The following is a 15,026-nucleotide window of genomic DNA, read 5'->3' as shown; positions in this document are numbered from 1 at the left end:
AAATTACAGACCGAACACTTCCCCAACGAAAAGATAGAAGTTTAACGCCACCACCAGCAATACGATTAAGCGCCCGGCGTTCTGCATCAGCCGTGAATTGACCATATCATCGCCCATAATTTCGCGGTTGCCGGTAAATGACAGCAGCGGAACTATTGCCAGCGCGATACCAAAACTCAGCAGTACCTGACTGACTATCAGAATGCGCGTCGGGTCCCAGCCCGCCCAGATCACAATAAAAGAAGGCAGCATAGTGACGGTGCGGCGAACCCACAGTGGAATATGAAAGCGAATAAAACCTTGCATTACCACCTGCCCCGCCAGCGTGCCAACCACGGTTGAGGAGAGACCAGCAGCGACCAGACTCAGACCAAATACGGTGGCAGCCGCGTGACCCAATAACGGTTGCAGCGTCAGGTAGGCCTGGTCAAGGTCGGCAATGCCGCTGTGACCGCTAAAGTGGAATGCCGCGGCCGCCGTCGCCATCATTGCCAGGTTTACAAAACCGGCAATCGTCATGGCAATCGCCACATCCAGCTTGGTTGAAGAATAGCGCTCAGCCTGACTCCCGCTAGTACTGGTCTGGGTTAATGCCGAATGCAGATAGATCACGTGCGGCATGATAGTCGCTCCTAATACGCCCGCCGCGAGAAATACCGCATCGGAAGTCGGTAGCGAGGGCAACGCCATACCGATGACTAATTCGCTGATTTTAGGTTGTGAGAAAAACAGCTCAACGATATAAGCTGCCGCAACAAATAACAGCAGCCCGCCAATCACCCATTCAAGTGGTTTTTGTCCCCGGCTTTGCAGCATCAATATCAGGAAAGTGGCAATACCGGTAAGTACCGCGCCTTGCAGCAGCGAAATGCCCAGCAGTAATTTAAAGCCCAACGCCGCTCCGATAAATTCCGCCAGATCGGTGGCCATAGCGATAATTTCTGCCTGTATCCAATAAAACCACACCGCCGGTCGCGGAAAGCGGTCACGAATGTGTTCAGCGAGGTTTTTACCGGTGGCGATGCCGAGCTTGGCTGACATGAGCTGGATCAACATTGCCATAATGTTGGCCCAAACCACGACCCATAATAATTTGTAGCCGTAAGCCGCCCCTGCCTGGATGTTGGTGGCGAAGTTACCCGGATCGATATAGCCAATAGCGGCAATAAAAGCGGGCCCCAACAGCGCGAGTTTGACTTTTCTTACTCCGCGAGCGGCACGCTCGGCGGTACGACTTTCAAACATATTTTTTACCCTGTCTGAACGTGAGTTCACCTGTACAGCTTACGGAACCCGCATGACCAATAAAATTCGGTTATGATTATTGATGTAATAGATAATGCTATAAAGTATAGCCATGGCTATACCTTGCAGTAAAGAGAGTGATTGCTAAAAATGTGAGCACTTGTTTCACTCTACCCTTGAAGCAATATACAGACAATCAGTATGTGGATATAAGATGTGAATGTTTTGTAAACGATACGTGACCGGCAAGACTTTTCTGAAAAATACTATGATAGCGAATACTTATATTGTGGTTATGATCTCGTTTTTAAGTAACGCGTTACATAGAATACGCAGCAAAATACAACCCTCCTCAAATTTGGAGCAAATATGTCCGCTATTTTACACTTCCTTTTGGCACTGGTAGTGGTCGGCGTGTTGGCCTTATTGGTCAGTCATGATCGTAAAAGCATTCGCATTCGTTATATCGTTCAGCTTTTGATAATTGAAGTATTGCTGGCGTGGTTCTTTCTCAACTCCGAAGCCGGTCTTGGCTTTGTGAAAGGCTTTGCCGGTGTGTTTGATCATCTTCTGAAATATGCCGCAGAAGGCACCAATTTTGTGTTCGGTAACATGAATGACAAAGGTCTCGCCTTCTTCTTCCTTAATGTGCTGTGCCCAATTGTATTTATCTCTGCGCTGATTGGTATTCTGCAACACTTCCGCATTCTGCCATGGGTTATCCGCGGTATCGGTACTGTACTGTCAAAAGTTAACGGTATGGGCAAGCTGGAATCCTTTAACGCTGTTAGCTCACTGATTCTGGGCCAGTCAGAAAACTTTATCGCCTATAAAGATATTCTCGGCAAGATGTCACAGCGTCGTATCTACACCATGGCAGCGACAGCAATGTCGACCGTTTCGATGTCTATCGTCGGCGCGTACATGACCATGCTGGAGCCAAAATATGTGGTTGCCGCGCTGGTGCTTAATATGTTCAGTACCTTTATTGTGCTGTCGCTGATTAATCCATACCGTGTGGATAGCGAAGAAGACTTGCAGTTGCAGGATCTCCATAAAGGCCAGAGTTTCTTTGAAATGCTGGGCGAATATATTCTGGCGGGTTTCCGCGTCGCGATTATTGTTGCTGCTATGCTGATCGGTTTTATCGCTCTGATCTCTGGCCTGAATGCGTTGTTTGATTTCATCTTCGGCATCAGCTTCCAGGGCGTGCTGGGTTATGTTTTCTTCCCGTTTGCCTGGGTGATGGGCGTGCCATCAAGTGAAGCACTGCAGGTTGGCAGCATCATGGCCACCAAACTGGTATCCAACGAGTTTGTAGCGATGATGGATCTGCAAAAAATTGCTGCTCAGCTGTCACCACACGCCGAAGGCATTCTGTCTGTATTCCTGGTTTCTTTCGCGAACTTCTCCTCCATCGGCATTGTGGCCGGTGCAATTAAAGGGTTGAACGAAGAGCAAGGCAATGTGGTCTCGCGCTTCGGCCTGAAACTGCTTTACGGCTCTACCCTGGTGAGCGTGCTGTCCGCTGCCATCGCCGGACTGGTGCTTTCCTGGTAAATGATAAAGGGCGAGTCTGTCTCGCCCTTTTCTTCTGAGTTATTCCCATCGGTTATATCTCTTTGATGCTGCCTTTTCCCGCTGTACGCCGCCTTTAGCCAGATAACGCAAATCCTTTGCAGAATTAAGAATTTCCCTCTCATATTGCTCAGCCCGTAGTTTTTCTTTATCACTTAATATCAGGAGAAAAACATGAGCATTCAATTCCTCGGTATGATTGGCCATCGTCTGGCGTCTGAAATCATCCCTGCCAGCGGACCGCTATTCGATAAGAACTATATTGCTGATTTTGCCCGGTCTCATGAACAAGCGGGCTTTGATCGAATTCTGGTTGGTTACTGGTCCGATCAGCCCGACGGTTTTCTGGTCACCGCCCATGCGGCAGCAAATACCTCACGCATTAAATTCCTTCTGGCGCACCGTCCTGGCTTCGTTTCTCCCACCCTGGCGGCTCGCAAGCTGGCCACGCTTGATCATCTGACGGATGGGCGCCTTGCCGTGCATATCATCAGCGGCGGCAGCGACAGTGAACTGCGTCGTGACGGGGATTATCTCAACAAAGCCGAACGTTACGCCCGCACTGATGAGTTTCTCAGCGTGCTGAAACAGAGCCTGACTTCCGGCGAAGCCTACGATCATAATGGTGACTTTTATCGGGCTGAACAGGCGTTTTCCGCCATTAAACCGCTGCAACCTCGCTTGCCTGTTTACTTTGGGGGTTCTTCAGACGAAGCGATTGATGTCGCTTCACGGCATGCAGACGTGTTCGCATTATGGGGCGAGCCGTTAGCAGGCGCCGCCGAAACGGTTCGCCGCGTGCGTGCTGCTGCGGCAAACCATCACCGGGAGATTAAATTCAATATCTCGTTTCGGCCAATTCTTGGCAGCACAGAGAAAGAAGCCTGGGAACGTGCCAAATATATCCATGAAACGGCGCGTAAACAGCTGGCTGAAACCGGCTACACCTTTGGCCTGCCGAAGCCGCAAAGTATTGGCGCGCAACGCCTGCTGACTGTCGCCAATCAGAACGATCGCCACGACAAGGTGTTATGGACAGGCATCACGAAACTGGTAAGCGGTGGCTACAACTCGACGGCATTGGTGGGCACGCCGGATCAGGTTTCTGATGCGCTGCTGGATTACTATCTCCTTGGTATCGACAGTGTGTTAATTCGCGGCTTCGATCCGCTGAATGACGCACTGGAATATGGTCGGGAACTGATTCCATTAACGCGCGAGAAGGTCGCCGCGCTCGGCAGCGAAAAAAGGAGCGCCTGATGCGGCCCGCTGTACGCTTTGCTGGTTTACTGCTGGCGCTGAGCCTGAATCCGTTATGGGCGGCTGAAAAAGTGACGTTGCGCCTGGGCGATGTAAAAGGCGATCGCTTCGCTTCTTTGCAAGCCTCCGGCGAACTGAACAATCTGCCTTATAACCTGAAACTTACCGCCTTTGATTCCGGTGCGCCCGTTCAGGAAGCTTTAAATGCCGGGGCGCTGGATGTTGGCTTTACCGGCGACCTGCCTTTTTTATTTGTCTATGCCGCTGGCGCACCAGTAAAAGCGGTGGGTGCCTGGCAGAATAATCCTGACAGCATTGCGTTGCTGACTCGTCCTGATGCCGGAATCCACAGCCTGGAGGATCTGAAAGGCAAGCAAATCGCAGTGAATCGTGGCGGCTGGGGACATTACCTGATTCTGGGCTTGCTGGAGCGCGCCGGGCTGAAACCTTCAGACGTAACGCTGCGTTTTCTGAATCCGGTTGACGGGCGCGCGGCCTTAACGTCCGGCTCGGTGGCAGCCTGGGCTCCGTGGGAACCCTACATTGCAACATCAACCCAGGTAGATGGCACGGTTCGTGTTCCTGATGGCGGCGGTAAAGGCGTGATGTCCGGCTATTCCTACGCGCTAGCGCGCAAAGAAGCGCTGAGCGATCCGAAAAAACGCCAGGCCATTGCCGATCTGCTCACTCGTCTGGCGAAAGCGCAGGTATGGGCCGCAAAGCATCCGCAACAGTTTGCCAGCGTGCTGGGTCAGGCCCTGAATATGCCAACCAGCATCACGCGTAGCTGGATTGCCGATGCGCATATTCGTCCGTTGGTGTTTGATCAATCGTTAATCCCTACGCTGCAAAAATCTGCTGATTTTTTTCACCGTTATGGCGTGTTGCCAAAAGAGGTAAACGTCAGTGATGCGTTTGATTTCAGCTTGTCGGCAAATGCTAACCAGATTGCAAAACAAAACGCAGGAGACAAATCGTGAGTGAATTACAACACCATCGCTTACGCGACTTTGTCGCACAACTTGCGGCGCTGCTGGATAATCAGCCGCAGGAAGCGGAAATCCTTGAGAAAGGCAGCGAACTGTTGCGTCCGCTGTTACAGCATGATGACTGGCTGGATGAAACCTTTACTCAGCCGCATGCAGAACATTATCAACAATATTTACTGTATGCAGACGCACAGCAGCGATACTCGGTGGTGAGCTTTGTCTGGGGACCGGGACAACAGACGCCGATTCATGACCATCGGGTATGGGGATTGATTGGCATGCTACGCGGCGCGGAAGACTCGCAATCTTTCACCTTCACCTCAACCGGACTGGCTAAAGAGGGTGCGCCGATACGGCTTGAACCCGGCCAAATCGACGCGGTTTCACCACACGTTGGCGATATTCATCGCGTCAGTAATGCCTTTGACGATCGCGTTTCCATCAGTATTCACGTTTATGGTGCCAATATTGGCGCGGTGAAGCGTGCGGTATATCGCGATGATGGCAGTGAGAAAAGCTTTATTTCCGGCTACAGCAACCGATTTTTACCTAATATTTGGGATCTTTCACATGGTTGAAAATACTTTTCACCTGCGCGATGCCGCAGAGATTATTCAGGCGCTGCGTCAGCGTCAGGAAGTCGCTTTAGTCGATGTGCGCGATGAAGCGCTTTATGCCCAGGGACATCCCCTGTTTGCCGTGAATCTGCCCTTATCCAGACTGGAACTGGAGTGGCTGGATCGTATTCCGCGCCGCGATACCCCTGTCACCCTGTACGATAACGGCGAAGGTTTAGCCCAGGCGGCGGCGGCGCGCATTGCATCATGGGGTTACAGCAATATTGCGTTGCTAAACGAGGATCTTGTCGGCTGGCAAAAGACCGGCGGTGAGCTGTTTACAGATGTTAATTCACCCAGCAAAGCCTTTGTTGAGTTGGTTGAACATCACAACCATACGCCCTCTCTGTCGGCGGAGGAAGTGAATGCCCTACTGCGCGAGAATGTGGATGTCAGGGTGCTGGACGCGCGTCGCTATGACGAATATCACACAATGAGCATTCCTGCAGGCGTTAGCGTGCCTGGAGGCGAGCTGGTGCTAAGAGTGCGTGATTTAGCCCCCTCGCCAGAAACAACGATCATTGTGAACTGTGCCGGACGAACGCGCAGCATTATTGGCACGCAATCGCTGGTTAATGCCGGGGTTCGTAACCCGGTATTTGCGCTGCGTAATGGCACTATCGGCTGGACGCTGGCGGGTTTATCGCTCGACCACGATCAAACGCGACGTTACGGCGCGACCAGCGAAACCGCGCAGTATCATGCGGCCGCACAGGCCAGACGGGTAGCCGATCAAGCAGGCGTATTGCGCATTGATAAATCCACTCTGGCGCGCTGGCAGCAGGAAGCAACGACCTATCTGTTTGATGTCCGCGACGGCGAAGAATTTTCCACCGGGCATGTGCCCGGCAGCCGTTCAGTGCCTGGTGGACAGCTGGTACAGGAAACCGATCATTACGCTAGCGTGCGTGGCGCACGCATCGTTCTGATTGATAATGACGGCGTGCGCGCCAATATGACGGCCTCGTGGCTGGCACAGCTGGGATGGCACGTTGCCGTGCTGGAAGGCTTAAAGCTGGCAGACTTCAGCCAGCAAGGCGGCTGGCAGCCACAACTGCCGTCTGCGCCAGCCGCCGACTGGGTATCGCCTTCACAACTTGCTGAATGGTTATCCCAGGGTCACACCCAGCTGCTGGATTTCACCACTTACGCTAATTATCTGAAAAACCACATCCCCGGTGCGGCGTGGCTGTTACGTTCTACGCTCCAGCAACAGGGGAAAAGCGCCCTGCCCGACGCTGAGCGTTATGTATTAACCTGCGGTAGCAGCCTGCTGGCGGGTTACGCGGTAGAGGAAATCGCGGCATTAACCGGCAAACCGGTGTATCGGTTGCAGGGCGGTAATGCTGCCTGGCGCAACGCCGGTTTACCGACCGAGTCAGGTGAGCTGAATTTGCTGTCACCCGCTATTGATCGCTATCGTCGTCCTTATGAAGGCACTGATATTGAACCTACGGTGATGCAGGCATATCTCGACTGGGAATATGGTTTAGTTGCGCAGTTGGATCGCGATGGCACACACGGTTTTAATGTGTTGCAGGTGAAACAGGAAGATGTCGTGGTTTAAGGAAAGAAGCGGCAGAAATGTCGCTTTTTTGATCGGTCTGGACAGGACAGGAAGTATCTCAGCGTTTCGGTAAAATAGCCTTAAGTCAGGGAGGTAACTGTCTCTCGACTCACAGCACTGTGGCCATTTCTGCCTGTAGGGACGTATTCAGTTTCCTGAATTTTTTGATTTTGAAGAGAAAAAGATGATTGGTGGAGATAAGCGGGATCGAACCGCTGACCTCTTGCATGCCATGCAAGCGCTCTCCCAGCTGAGCTATCAGTTACTTATCAGTAACTTAAATGCAAAGCATTCCCTCACATCTGGAGACTTTACTATGTAAACTGCCCGATCAAAGGTAATGAGACCGATGCCAAAGATCAAGAAGAAAGATCGAAGGAACGCTTACCTGTTCCTTTCACCAGATGGAGTTTGGTACACCCGCGTTATGATCCCTCCGTATATGAGAGGACTTTTTCAGGGCCGCACCTCCTACAGCAAATCGAGCGGCACAGGGGACATACAGGAAGCCAGATTGTTCAGAGACGCAATGATCGCTGAATTTAATCTGCTACGTGAGCAAGTAAAACCCAAAACCGAAAAGAGGATTGATGCTGTGCTTACTGAGATTAAACGTCTCCGTAACCACGTTGATGTCAATACCGATCGAATTCTGACCCACCCTGCCAAAGTAAAACTGACCCACCCCCTTTGAATCATTCGAGCGTTGTTGCTTTCGTTTTCTTCTGGAGTTGACCGCTTTTCAGCTTATCTTTCAGTCGATAGCTTTGGCCGCTGATTTGGGCGATATGCGCATGGTTAAGCAGCCGATCCAGCATCGCTGCCGTCAGTGTCTCGTCATCACCAAACGTTCCGGACCACTGCGTAAACGGCAGGTTGCTGGTCAGGATCACGCTGCCTGACTCATACCGTTTAGCGACTACCTGGAAGAACAGGTTCGCCTCCATTTTACCGAACGGCAGATATCCCACTTCGTCGATGATCAACAGCTTAGGTTTACCTACGACGCGGTTCAGGTAGCCCTTCAGGTCACCCTGACGATGTGACGCCATCAGTTGCAGCATCATGTCGGCGGCGGTAATGAACCGAATGCTTAAACCCGCCATCGCGGCCTTATAGCCAATGGCGGTCGCCAGGTGCGTTTTGCCGACGCCAGAAGGCCCGAGCAGGACAACGTTCTCCTGACGTTCGATAAATGTCAGACCCGCCAACTCCTGGATCTGACTTCGTGGAACGCCACTGGCATAGGCGTAATCGAACTGCTCCAGTGTTTTTATCACCGGCAGGCCTGATAACCGCAAAATGGTCTGGCGACGCCGTTCGTTCTGGCCATCATGCTGGAGCTGCAAAACGGCTTCCAGGAAGTCGGCATGCGTGCCGCTGTTGTCGATGGTCGCCTGTGCCACACCCGGCCACTCTGCCGGCAGGCGGTCGAGCTTGAGTTGCTCGCAGAGCGCGGCAATACGATCATGTTGAAGGTTCATGCTGGCACCTCGAGCAAGGCCTGGTACGTTGCCAGAGGATGTTGCAGGCTCTCGGTCGGCACCGGACGCTGGCTGAGCGCTGGGACAGGTGCAGGCAATGCCAACGTGACCTTCGGTAACGGCAATAGCGCAGCACGCTCGCGCGGCATGCGCTGCTCAGGCGGTACGCCTGTGGTGCCATGCACTCGTGTGTTCGCGACGGTGACCAGCCACTCGCCGATGCGTGTGTTGGCAGCAGGTACATCCAGTACCAGCCCGGCCTGCCGGAAGGTCGCGGTAAGAGGCACGATAAAGCTGTTCTTGAGGTAATGGTTAAACCGCTCAACCTTACCCTTGGTCTTGGCGCGATAGGGTCGGCAGACCTTGGGAGTAAAGGCATACTTCTCGGCGACGTGCATCAACTGCGGGTTCCAGCGATGCTTACCGGGGCCGTAGACATCGCGCTCAATGATGATGGCCTTGGCGTTGTCGAACAGCAGCTGATGCGGCGTCCCGCCGAAGAACCTGAGCGCAGACTCAATGCCGTCACACCAGGCAGCGGAGTCCTGGTTGCTGTAAAACTTGACGAAAGTCGCGCGGCTCCAGCCCAGCGTGGCGACAAAGGCCAGCAATGGGTTATGACCGAGTCTGATGATGGTGAAATCAACTTGCATCTGAAAGCCAGGCTCGGTCTCGAAGCGTGTTACCTCTTCAGTGACGGGCTGCTTAATGGGGTGCAGGAAAGCGGTCAGCATGCTGTAACCACCCTCGTAACCACGCTGACGGATCTCGCGCAGCAGCACACTGGCGGGTATCCAGAGGGGCCTGGCAGCGGCCACGCGCTCAAGGATATAGGTCTTGAACGGGTCAAGCTTGCAGGGTCTGGGTGCGCGAGGCTTGTAGCGCATATCCGCTACGGGCAGCGGGCTACGAATATATCTGCGAACGGTCTCACGAGAGCATGAAAGCTGGCGCGCGATGGCGCGTATCGACATGCCCTGACGGTGTAAAACACTAATCTCCACTCTGGTCTCCAATGTCATCATTGGCAGTGCCTTAAAACTGCCATTTTTACCCTAGGTGGGTCAGATTTACATCGGCAGGTGGGCCAGTTTTACATCGGTAGCGACACGTTGAGAAATCGCCGGACGATTTCAGTTTTTCCGTTGATGCCTGCCCTACTCTAAGGCGGCTTGCAGATATGAATCGCCACGGATAATCTAGACACTTCCGAGCCGTTGATAATATTGTTTTTCATATTCCGTCGGTGGCATCTGATCACTCGAACCATGCCGACGCTTACTGTTATAAAACATTTCGATGTAATCAAAAATATCGCTGCGTGCTTCTTCCCGTGTTCCGTAGATCTTTTTCTTTATCCGTTCACGCTTCAGTAGCTGGAAAAAGCTTTCTGCAACTGCGTTGTCGTGACAGTTACCACGACGGCTCATACTGCCCTCCAGACCGTGTGATTTCAGGAACGACTGCCACTCATGGCTTGTGTACTGACTACCTTGGTCAGAATGAACCAGCACCTGTTTTTGGGGATTACGTCGCCACACGGCCATCAAAATCGCATTCAGAACAATAACTTTTGTCATCCGGGGTTGCATTGACCAGCCGATAACTTTGCGCGAGAACAGGTCAACAACTACGGCCAGATACAGCCAGCCTTCGTGGGTTCGGATGTAAGTTATGTCCGTTACCCAACGTTCATCCGGCGCTTCCGGGTTGAACTGTCGCTGTAGCCTGTTGGGTGTCACGATACTGGCTTCACCTTTACGCGCTCGCGGGCTTCGATACCCGACCTGAGCCTTTATCCCGGCACGCTTCATCAGCCGCCAGACCCGGTTAATCCCACATTGTTGCCCGCTATCTCGCAGGTCGAGATGGATCTTGCGATAGCCATAAACGCAACCGGACTCCAGCCAGAACTGTTTGATTTGTCCAGTCAGTCTGAGATCTGCCTGAAGCCGTGGTGAATGCGGCTGCTGAAGCCAGGTGTAAAACCCACTCGGATGAACATTCAGCACCCGACAGAGCAGACGAACGGGCCAACAACAGGAGTTGTCACGGATAAAGGCGTACCTCAGTCGGACAGCTTTGCGAAGTACGCCGCGGCTTTTTTTAATATGTCCCGTTCGTCAGTAACCCGCTTCAGCTCCTTCTGGAGTCGGCGGATCTCGGCCTGAGCATCTGACTGCTCTTTGTTGATGGAAGAGTCCGGCCCGTATTTCTTTATCCAGGCATAAAGACTGTGGGTAGTGATATCGAGACGTTTTGCGACACTGGAAACAGAATGGCCACGATCAACAACCTGTTTGACTGCTTCAATTTTAAACTCTTCAGAATAACGCTTACTGCTCATGTGCACCTCTCTTTAAGCCATTTTAAATGACTCTGAGGTGTCTGTTAAACCTGTGGCGATTCAACGTGCTGCTTACCTCCATTGCGTCCTTAAGTATCTTGATAAGAGCCCGATGAACAACACCACCCTGCGAGAGAGGTTTGGTGTCGATGAAAAAAATAGTGCGATGATTAGCCGAATCATCAAACAAGCAGTCCAAGATAACCGCATCAAACCTTATGACGCGAATGTAGAAACCAAGGCTATGCGTTACATCCCCATATGGGCTTGAACCATTTGCTTGATGGTTGCTTGATTCTATAAGCTTGCATGGTGGGGTATAACCTCACCTCCTTAACAAATTACTGTCTAATCATGTAGTTGCAAATCATTTTTGTTTTTGTATTTGCTTGATGGTTGTTTGATTGCGAATCAAAATTTATTTTAAAAACAGAGAGATATTTAGGATTCTGAACGTTCAACATTCAACCCTAAATGAATTTAATCAGAGCTTCTTCGTTTTGCATTAACACTTCGAATTTGGAGAATTTCATCTAAACGTTTGGTTAAATCATTATGCTTGGAATGTCCTGGCTCTTGAGAGATTGGGGGGGTGAGTTGCGGGGAAGTTGCTGGTCTTGCTGCACGGAAGTCCACCTTGCCGAACTCAAGTGCCGCTATGCAGTCTTCCCGTGTAAAGAGGTAACGTGAGTTTTCTTTCTCGCTTATCTTAATAGCGCGTAATCTGCCGGTCTTAACCCACTGACTAACGGTAGCGGTTGAAATGCCTAAGATTGCCGCAGCTTCTTTTCTAGTGAGAGTAAGCTTTTCCAATGCCATAGAGGTTCTCGCTTTAATTCAGCGTCACGATAAGGGTTGATTGTGTATCCAATGAAGCAATTCTGAGAGTAGCCAGCCGCATTTTTTGTTTCCTACCCCAACCTTTCTCCGGGCTGGATAATCTCCCGTTTTTTCCAGGCTCCATGCGTGAGTTCTGCATATACCTGTAATGTGGCGGCGCTCATGCTCGTTCACTAAGCGGTCATACTTTTCTCCGTAATGATCTAGCAGATGCCGGGCCTCCGCAGGTGAAACAACGTAACGTTCAGGCATTCTTGAATGCTCCTATGGGTTACTTGTTCAGGCTTATGATTTTCATCCTGGATGATAGGTCGGTAACGTTCCAGTCAGCTAATTCTACAAGTGTATAATTAACCTTTCGGTGACGATAACCGCCTTCTTGCTGGCTTCTGCCATTTAAAATCTGCAGCCGTCATTCGCTGTCGATGGCGTTCTTTAGCCTGCAACGTCTGTGCCACGCTGGTGCGGATCGTATAGAGGGTGTGCCTATCCAGCGGCTCACAATTCTGGCAGGCAATCTGTAGCAGCGTCATCTCAAGCGTCTGTCGGTCAATCATTTCTCACCTGCCTGTTTACAGTGAACGTCCAGTCATTCGTTATGCTAAATGCGGCTGGTGGCGTCAATCTGCAAGTTGCCATTGCGATCAGCTTTAAGTTCGGCGATTCTGTTTTGGATGTCAGGTTTTGTTAGGTTCTCGCAACCTGATGCTCGGGTAGTCTTTTCGTTGTACCCCGCCAGAATGGCCGCTTGTGTGGCGTTCAAATTGATGAGGCGCTCGCGACTGAGCATCTCTCGTTTATCGGTGAGTGCCATTTATTCCCCTATCAAGGACAGATTATGAATGCAGAGATATTTTCGTCCAAATTTATGATGAATGAACAAACGTGGTCTCGCCTGGCCAGCACCCTCAGTAGCGAAGATGATATAGGAGTTGTCTTGCGCGCCCATTTGATAACAGAAACTATGATTGAGGCGTTTTGCTGTGCTGCCGTCAACAATCGAGAGCTTTTTAATGGTTTTGGAGAAAACCTTACGGTCACATATGCAGCAAAATTACAACTAGCCGCGAACTTAGGGCTCAACGAGCACTCTGTTGCAGAGTTGAAGCGCATAAATAAAATTAGAAATGCACGCTCTCATCAAATCGATAACTCAGCAATAACTGATGCTGAGATTGAATCGCTACGATCTTTCATTTCTAGGGGAGGGCAGGAAGATTTGGTTGCTCTACACAATTTTGGATTGCGTGTGGGAGATTCCGGTATGTATTTGAATCATCCCGGCGCATCAAACAGGGAGAGGTTTTTGGCAATTCTGGGGGCCATTATTTATCGTATAACGCGACAAGTTGGGATTAACTAACATTATGTGACCAAGCCCTATTAAAAATTTAATTACTGGCATGTCATCCGGCGCGAGGCATGCCCAAGCTCACAGGTGTTAGACTCGATTAATCTGCCAGCGTCGCTAAAGCAGACATACTGAGATGCGGTAAGTCAAAACCCCTCACGATCAGCAATCTCTTCGGCCACGCGATTAAATTGCACGCTGTGTACTGTTATCTTTGCCCCGCCGGCATCCTGATATGTCTGCTCTGGAGTTGGCTGGCCGTTTTTAGGGTGAGCGATGCCCCGGCCAGTATTGGCCGTTATTTTCACGTTCATATATCAGACTCCGTTATGCCGCGCTGAACGCGTCCGGATAGAGAGACAAAATAGCGTTAGCTTCGTGATCTGGCAGGCCTGCATAGCCACCAGCAGAGGCGTTATATTTAATCAGGCGGATTACACGTAACACGTCTGCTCTGCAGGTGAAGCGATAGCGGAAGTGGCTGCCGATGCCGTCCGGGTTCTTCTCATCAATTCGCTCTAGTCGGATATCTAACTGGCGTTCCAGCTCGCTGGCGTAGTTCCGGCCTGAGGATAGGCGGCAGTGGCGCAGCAAATCATTCTCAGTGAATCCACTAGGTCCGCTACGTAGCATGAACACACGCGCTCGGTGCTTCTTAGGCGCTGGCTTAATAACTGTGGCAGGCGTAACATCAGAGTTGTCAGCTCTCTGATTAGCCGCCTGTAATGGGCGGTTTTTCATTTCCATTATGCCACCTCGCGCCGTTCTGCCAGCCAGCGATTAACCTCAGCAGCGTCAAATGCCGTGCTTTTCTCGCCCAATTTAACCGGCGATGGGAGCCGCTTATCTCTAACCCAGCGATCAATGGTAGCTACATGAACACCCAGCGCTTGAGCCAGGCGGAAGCGGCGGATATAGCCGCTGGTAGGTAATGAAGTATCTTGAAGTGTCGTCATGTTGCCCGTAACCCCTTGTTGGTGGTTTATGCGTCGTTACGGGCTCATAATTGCTAATGGTCTCGGACAAAGCATCGCAGCGAAAAATAGGTTTTCGGTGCGAAATTAACCTTCTGTTTTAAATGATTTATTTGAAGCAGAGAAATAATCATCCAGTGTTCTCGCGCTAATGCGTTGGTCATTATCGAGAATCTCCGCCTTCAATGCGTCCTGTGTCCATCGCTTTGATGTTGTCTGAGCTTTCTTCAGGGAGTTGAGAATTGAACCGATGACTAAAAGACTTTCATCAAGCGTTAAAGGCTGATCGATGGTTTGCTGAATGTTCCTCTCAAATATCTCAATGTTCTCCCGTCTGAAAACGAACTCAACGTCGCCCAACCCATCGTCAGGGTAAAAGAAAGAGCTGTATTTTTCGCTGCTGTAATCAACGAATTGCTTTTTCTCTGGGTCATATTCACCCATATGACCACTCTCATTGGCTTTGAAGGTAAATTTATTAAATGGAGCCATAATGTTGATCATAGCCCCTTCGCTCAGTAGAAAGGCACCTTCCATATCGACGTACTGCCTAGGTTTTCTCTTCTGCTCTATATCCAGCAAATGCATAACGTCTAGAGCTTCTGCTCCAACCATTGGTAAATCATAAATGCCGTGGCCGACTCTAAATGTCAATACCGATCGAATTCTGACCCACCCTGCCAAAGTAAAACTGACCCACCCCCTTTGAATCATTCGAGCGTTGTTGCTTTCGTTTTCTTCTGGAGTTGACCGCTTTTCAGCTTATCTTTCAGT

19 protein-coding genes and 1 pseudogene are annotated in these 15,026 nt (G+C 50.9%); 8 read left to right on the top strand and 12 right to left on the bottom strand.

Features of this window, described 5'->3' with window-relative positions; genetic code table 11:
- Positions 1-3: 3 nt before the first annotated feature.
- Positions 4-1,275 (bottom strand): Nramp family divalent metal transporter, encoded by a 1,272-nt coding sequence (locus H2P46_RS08770; RefSeq protein ID WP_338103638.1) that lies wholly within the window; start codon positions 1,273-1,275, stop codon positions 4-6.
- A 339-nt stretch (positions 1,276-1,614) separates the two neighbouring features.
- Here H2P46_RS08770 and H2P46_RS08765 point away from each other — a divergent pair, with 339 nt between their 5' ends.
- From H2P46_RS08765 to H2P46_RS08740, 6 genes are all read left to right on the top strand, one after another.
- Positions 1,615-2,805, top strand: a complete 1,191-nt coding sequence (locus tag H2P46_RS08765; RefSeq protein WP_193404725.1) for a NupC/NupG family nucleoside CNT transporter — start codon at positions 1,615-1,617, stop codon at positions 2,803-2,805.
- Positions 2,806-2,997: 192 nt separating this feature from the next.
- The gene (locus tag H2P46_RS08760; RefSeq protein ID WP_193404724.1) at positions 2,998-4,083 is read left to right on the top strand and encodes an LLM class flavin-dependent oxidoreductase; all 1,086 of its coding nucleotides are present in this window, start codon (positions 2,998-3,000) and stop codon (positions 4,081-4,083) included.
- The gene (locus H2P46_RS08755) at positions 4,083-5,063 is read left to right on the top strand and encodes an ABC transporter substrate-binding protein (protein ID WP_193404723.1); all 981 of its coding nucleotides are present in this window, start codon (positions 4,083-4,085) and stop codon (positions 5,061-5,063) included. Before H2P46_RS08760 ends, H2P46_RS08755 begins: the two co-directional genes overlap by 1 nt.
- On the top strand, positions 5,060-5,650 hold the full coding sequence (locus H2P46_RS08750) for a cysteine dioxygenase (RefSeq protein ID WP_193404722.1): 591 nt from the start codon (positions 5,060-5,062) through the stop codon (positions 5,648-5,650). Before H2P46_RS08755 ends, H2P46_RS08750 begins: the two co-directional genes overlap by 4 nt.
- Complete coding sequence (locus tag H2P46_RS08745) at positions 5,643-7,256, top strand: rhodanese homology domain-containing protein (RefSeq protein WP_193404721.1); 1,614 nt, start codon at positions 5,643-5,645, stop codon at positions 7,254-7,256. Before H2P46_RS08750 ends, H2P46_RS08745 begins: the two co-directional genes overlap by 8 nt.
- Before the next feature lie 349 nt (positions 7,257-7,605).
- Positions 7,606-7,950, top strand: coding sequence for a DUF6538 domain-containing protein (locus tag H2P46_RS08740; protein ID WP_193404720.1), 345 nt, complete (start codon positions 7,606-7,608; stop codon positions 7,948-7,950).
- Between the two features lies 1 nt (position 7,951).
- Here H2P46_RS08740 and istB read toward each other — a convergent pair whose 3' ends face one another.
- The 3 genes from istB to H2P46_RS08725 all read right to left on the bottom strand — a co-directional run bounded on the left by istB (position 7,952) and on the right by H2P46_RS08725 (position 11,087).
- Positions 7,952-8,740: an IS21-like element helper ATPase IstB gene (istB, locus tag H2P46_RS08735; RefSeq protein WP_193404138.1), complete on the bottom strand. Its 789-nt coding sequence runs from the start codon at positions 8,738-8,740 to the stop codon at positions 7,952-7,954.
- Complete coding sequence (gene istA / locus H2P46_RS08730) at positions 8,737-9,765, bottom strand: IS21 family transposase (RefSeq protein WP_193403243.1); 1,029 nt, start codon at positions 9,763-9,765, stop codon at positions 8,737-8,739. Before istA ends, istB begins: the two co-directional genes overlap by 4 nt.
- Positions 9,766-9,939: 174 nt before the next feature.
- A protein-coding gene (locus tag H2P46_RS08725; RefSeq protein WP_193404719.1) for an IS3 family transposase occupies positions 9,940-11,087 on the bottom strand; the annotation gives its coding sequence in 2 pieces (ribosomal slippage) (positions 9,940-10,850 and positions 10,850-11,087; 1,149 coding nt in all).
- Positions 11,088-11,139: 52 nt separating this feature from the next.
- Here H2P46_RS08725 and H2P46_RS08720 point away from each other — a divergent pair.
- The gene (locus H2P46_RS08720) at positions 11,140-11,358 is read left to right on the top strand and encodes a hypothetical protein (protein ID WP_238938971.1); all 219 of its coding nucleotides are present in this window, start codon (positions 11,140-11,142) and stop codon (positions 11,356-11,358) included.
- Between the two features lie 209 nt (positions 11,359-11,567).
- On the opposite strand, the gene H2P46_RS08715 is transcribed toward H2P46_RS08720, so the two are convergent.
- From H2P46_RS08715 to H2P46_RS08700, 4 genes and pseudogenes are all read right to left on the bottom strand, one after another.
- Positions 11,568-11,906, bottom strand: a complete 339-nt coding sequence (locus H2P46_RS08715; protein ID WP_193404718.1) for a helix-turn-helix domain-containing protein — start codon at positions 11,904-11,906, stop codon at positions 11,568-11,570.
- Positions 11,907-11,930: 24 nt separating this feature from the next.
- Positions 11,931-12,179 (bottom strand): helix-turn-helix transcriptional regulator, encoded by a 249-nt coding sequence (locus H2P46_RS08710; protein WP_193404717.1) that lies wholly within the window; start codon positions 12,177-12,179, stop codon positions 11,931-11,933.
- 98 nt (positions 12,180-12,277) lie between these two features.
- Entirely contained in the window at positions 12,278-12,484 is a 207-nt protein-coding gene (locus tag H2P46_RS08705; protein ID WP_193404716.1) for a hypothetical protein, read from the bottom strand.
- A gap of 59 nt (positions 12,485-12,543) precedes the next feature.
- Positions 12,544-12,741: pseudogene (locus H2P46_RS08700) on the bottom strand (terminase small subunit); the annotation flags it as partial.
- Positions 12,742-12,765: 24 nt separating this feature from the next.
- Here H2P46_RS08700 and H2P46_RS08695 point away from each other — a divergent pair.
- Entirely contained in the window at positions 12,766-13,290 is a 525-nt protein-coding gene (locus tag H2P46_RS08695) for a hypothetical protein (protein WP_193404714.1), read from the top strand.
- Positions 13,291-13,424: 134 nt separating this feature from the next.
- Here the strand turns inward: H2P46_RS08695 and H2P46_RS08690 are convergent, their stop codons facing one another.
- From H2P46_RS08690 to H2P46_RS08675, 4 genes are all read right to left on the bottom strand, one after another.
- On the bottom strand, positions 13,425-13,592 hold the full coding sequence (locus H2P46_RS08690; protein ID WP_193404713.1) for a hypothetical protein: 168 nt from the start codon (positions 13,590-13,592) through the stop codon (positions 13,425-13,427).
- A gap of 13 nt (positions 13,593-13,605) precedes the next feature.
- Positions 13,606-14,025 (bottom strand): hypothetical protein, encoded by a 420-nt coding sequence (locus H2P46_RS08685; protein ID WP_193404712.1) that lies wholly within the window; start codon positions 14,023-14,025, stop codon positions 13,606-13,608.
- Positions 14,025-14,234 (bottom strand): helix-turn-helix transcriptional regulator, encoded by a 210-nt coding sequence (locus H2P46_RS08680; protein ID WP_193404711.1) that lies wholly within the window; start codon positions 14,232-14,234, stop codon positions 14,025-14,027. The genes H2P46_RS08685 and H2P46_RS08680 overlap by 1 nt, the downstream gene beginning before the upstream one ends.
- A gap of 105 nt (positions 14,235-14,339) precedes the next feature.
- Positions 14,340-14,906 carry a hypothetical protein gene (locus H2P46_RS08675; protein WP_193404710.1) on the bottom strand — a complete coding sequence of 189 codons (567 nt, stop codon included), beginning with the start codon at positions 14,904-14,906 and terminating at the stop codon, positions 14,340-14,342.
- Positions 14,907-15,026 lie beyond the last annotated feature (120 nt).

Source organism: Mixta mediterraneensis (genome assembly GCF_014946725.1).
Taxonomy (GTDB): domain Bacteria; phylum Pseudomonadota; class Gammaproteobacteria; order Enterobacterales; family Enterobacteriaceae; genus Pantoea; species Pantoea mediterraneensis.
The sequence above is the reverse complement of the archived record's forward strand: the minus strand, read 5'-3'. Positions and strand labels throughout refer to the sequence as shown.

Bases quoted from the DNA above. Each gene is read 5' to 3' on its own strand.
- H2P46_RS08765 (WP_193404725.1), top strand. From the start codon at position 1,615: ATGTCCGCTATTTTACACTTCCTTTTGGCACTGGTAGTGGTCGGCGTG.
- H2P46_RS08760 (WP_193404724.1), top strand. From the start codon at position 2,998: ATGAGCATTCAATTCCTCGGTATGATTGGCCATCGTCTGGCGTCTGAA.
- H2P46_RS08755 (WP_193404723.1), top strand. From the start codon at position 4,083: ATGCGGCCCGCTGTACGCTTTGCTGGTTTACTGCTGGCGCTGAGCCTG.
- H2P46_RS08745 (WP_193404721.1), top strand. From the start codon at position 5,643: ATGGTTGAAAATACTTTTCACCTGCGCGATGCCGCAGAGATTATTCAG.
- H2P46_RS08740 (WP_193404720.1), top strand. From the start codon at position 7,606: ATGCCAAAGATCAAGAAGAAAGATCGAAGGAACGCTTACCTGTTCCTT.
- istB (WP_193404138.1), bottom strand. From the start codon at position 8,740: ATGAACCTTCAACATGATCGTATTGCCGCGCTCTGCGAGCAACTCAAG.
- istA (WP_193403243.1), bottom strand. From the start codon at position 9,765: ATGATGACATTGGAGACCAGAGTGGAGATTAGTGTTTTACACCGTCAG.
- H2P46_RS08715 (WP_193404718.1), bottom strand. From the start codon at position 11,906: ATGGCATTGGAAAAGCTTACTCTCACTAGAAAAGAAGCTGCGGCAATC.
- H2P46_RS08710 (WP_193404717.1), bottom strand. From the start codon at position 12,179: ATGCCTGAACGTTACGTTGTTTCACCTGCGGAGGCCCGGCATCTGCTA.
- H2P46_RS08705 (WP_193404716.1), bottom strand. From the start codon at position 12,484: ATGATTGACCGACAGACGCTTGAGATGACGCTGCTACAGATTGCCTGC.
- H2P46_RS08695 (WP_193404714.1), top strand. From the start codon at position 12,766: ATGAATGCAGAGATATTTTCGTCCAAATTTATGATGAATGAACAAACG.
- H2P46_RS08690 (WP_193404713.1), bottom strand. From the start codon at position 13,592: ATGAACGTGAAAATAACGGCCAATACTGGCCGGGGCATCGCTCACCCT.
- H2P46_RS08685 (WP_193404712.1), bottom strand. From the start codon at position 14,025: ATGGAAATGAAAAACCGCCCATTACAGGCGGCTAATCAGAGAGCTGAC.
- H2P46_RS08680 (WP_193404711.1), bottom strand. From the start codon at position 14,234: ATGACGACACTTCAAGATACTTCATTACCTACCAGCGGCTATATCCGC.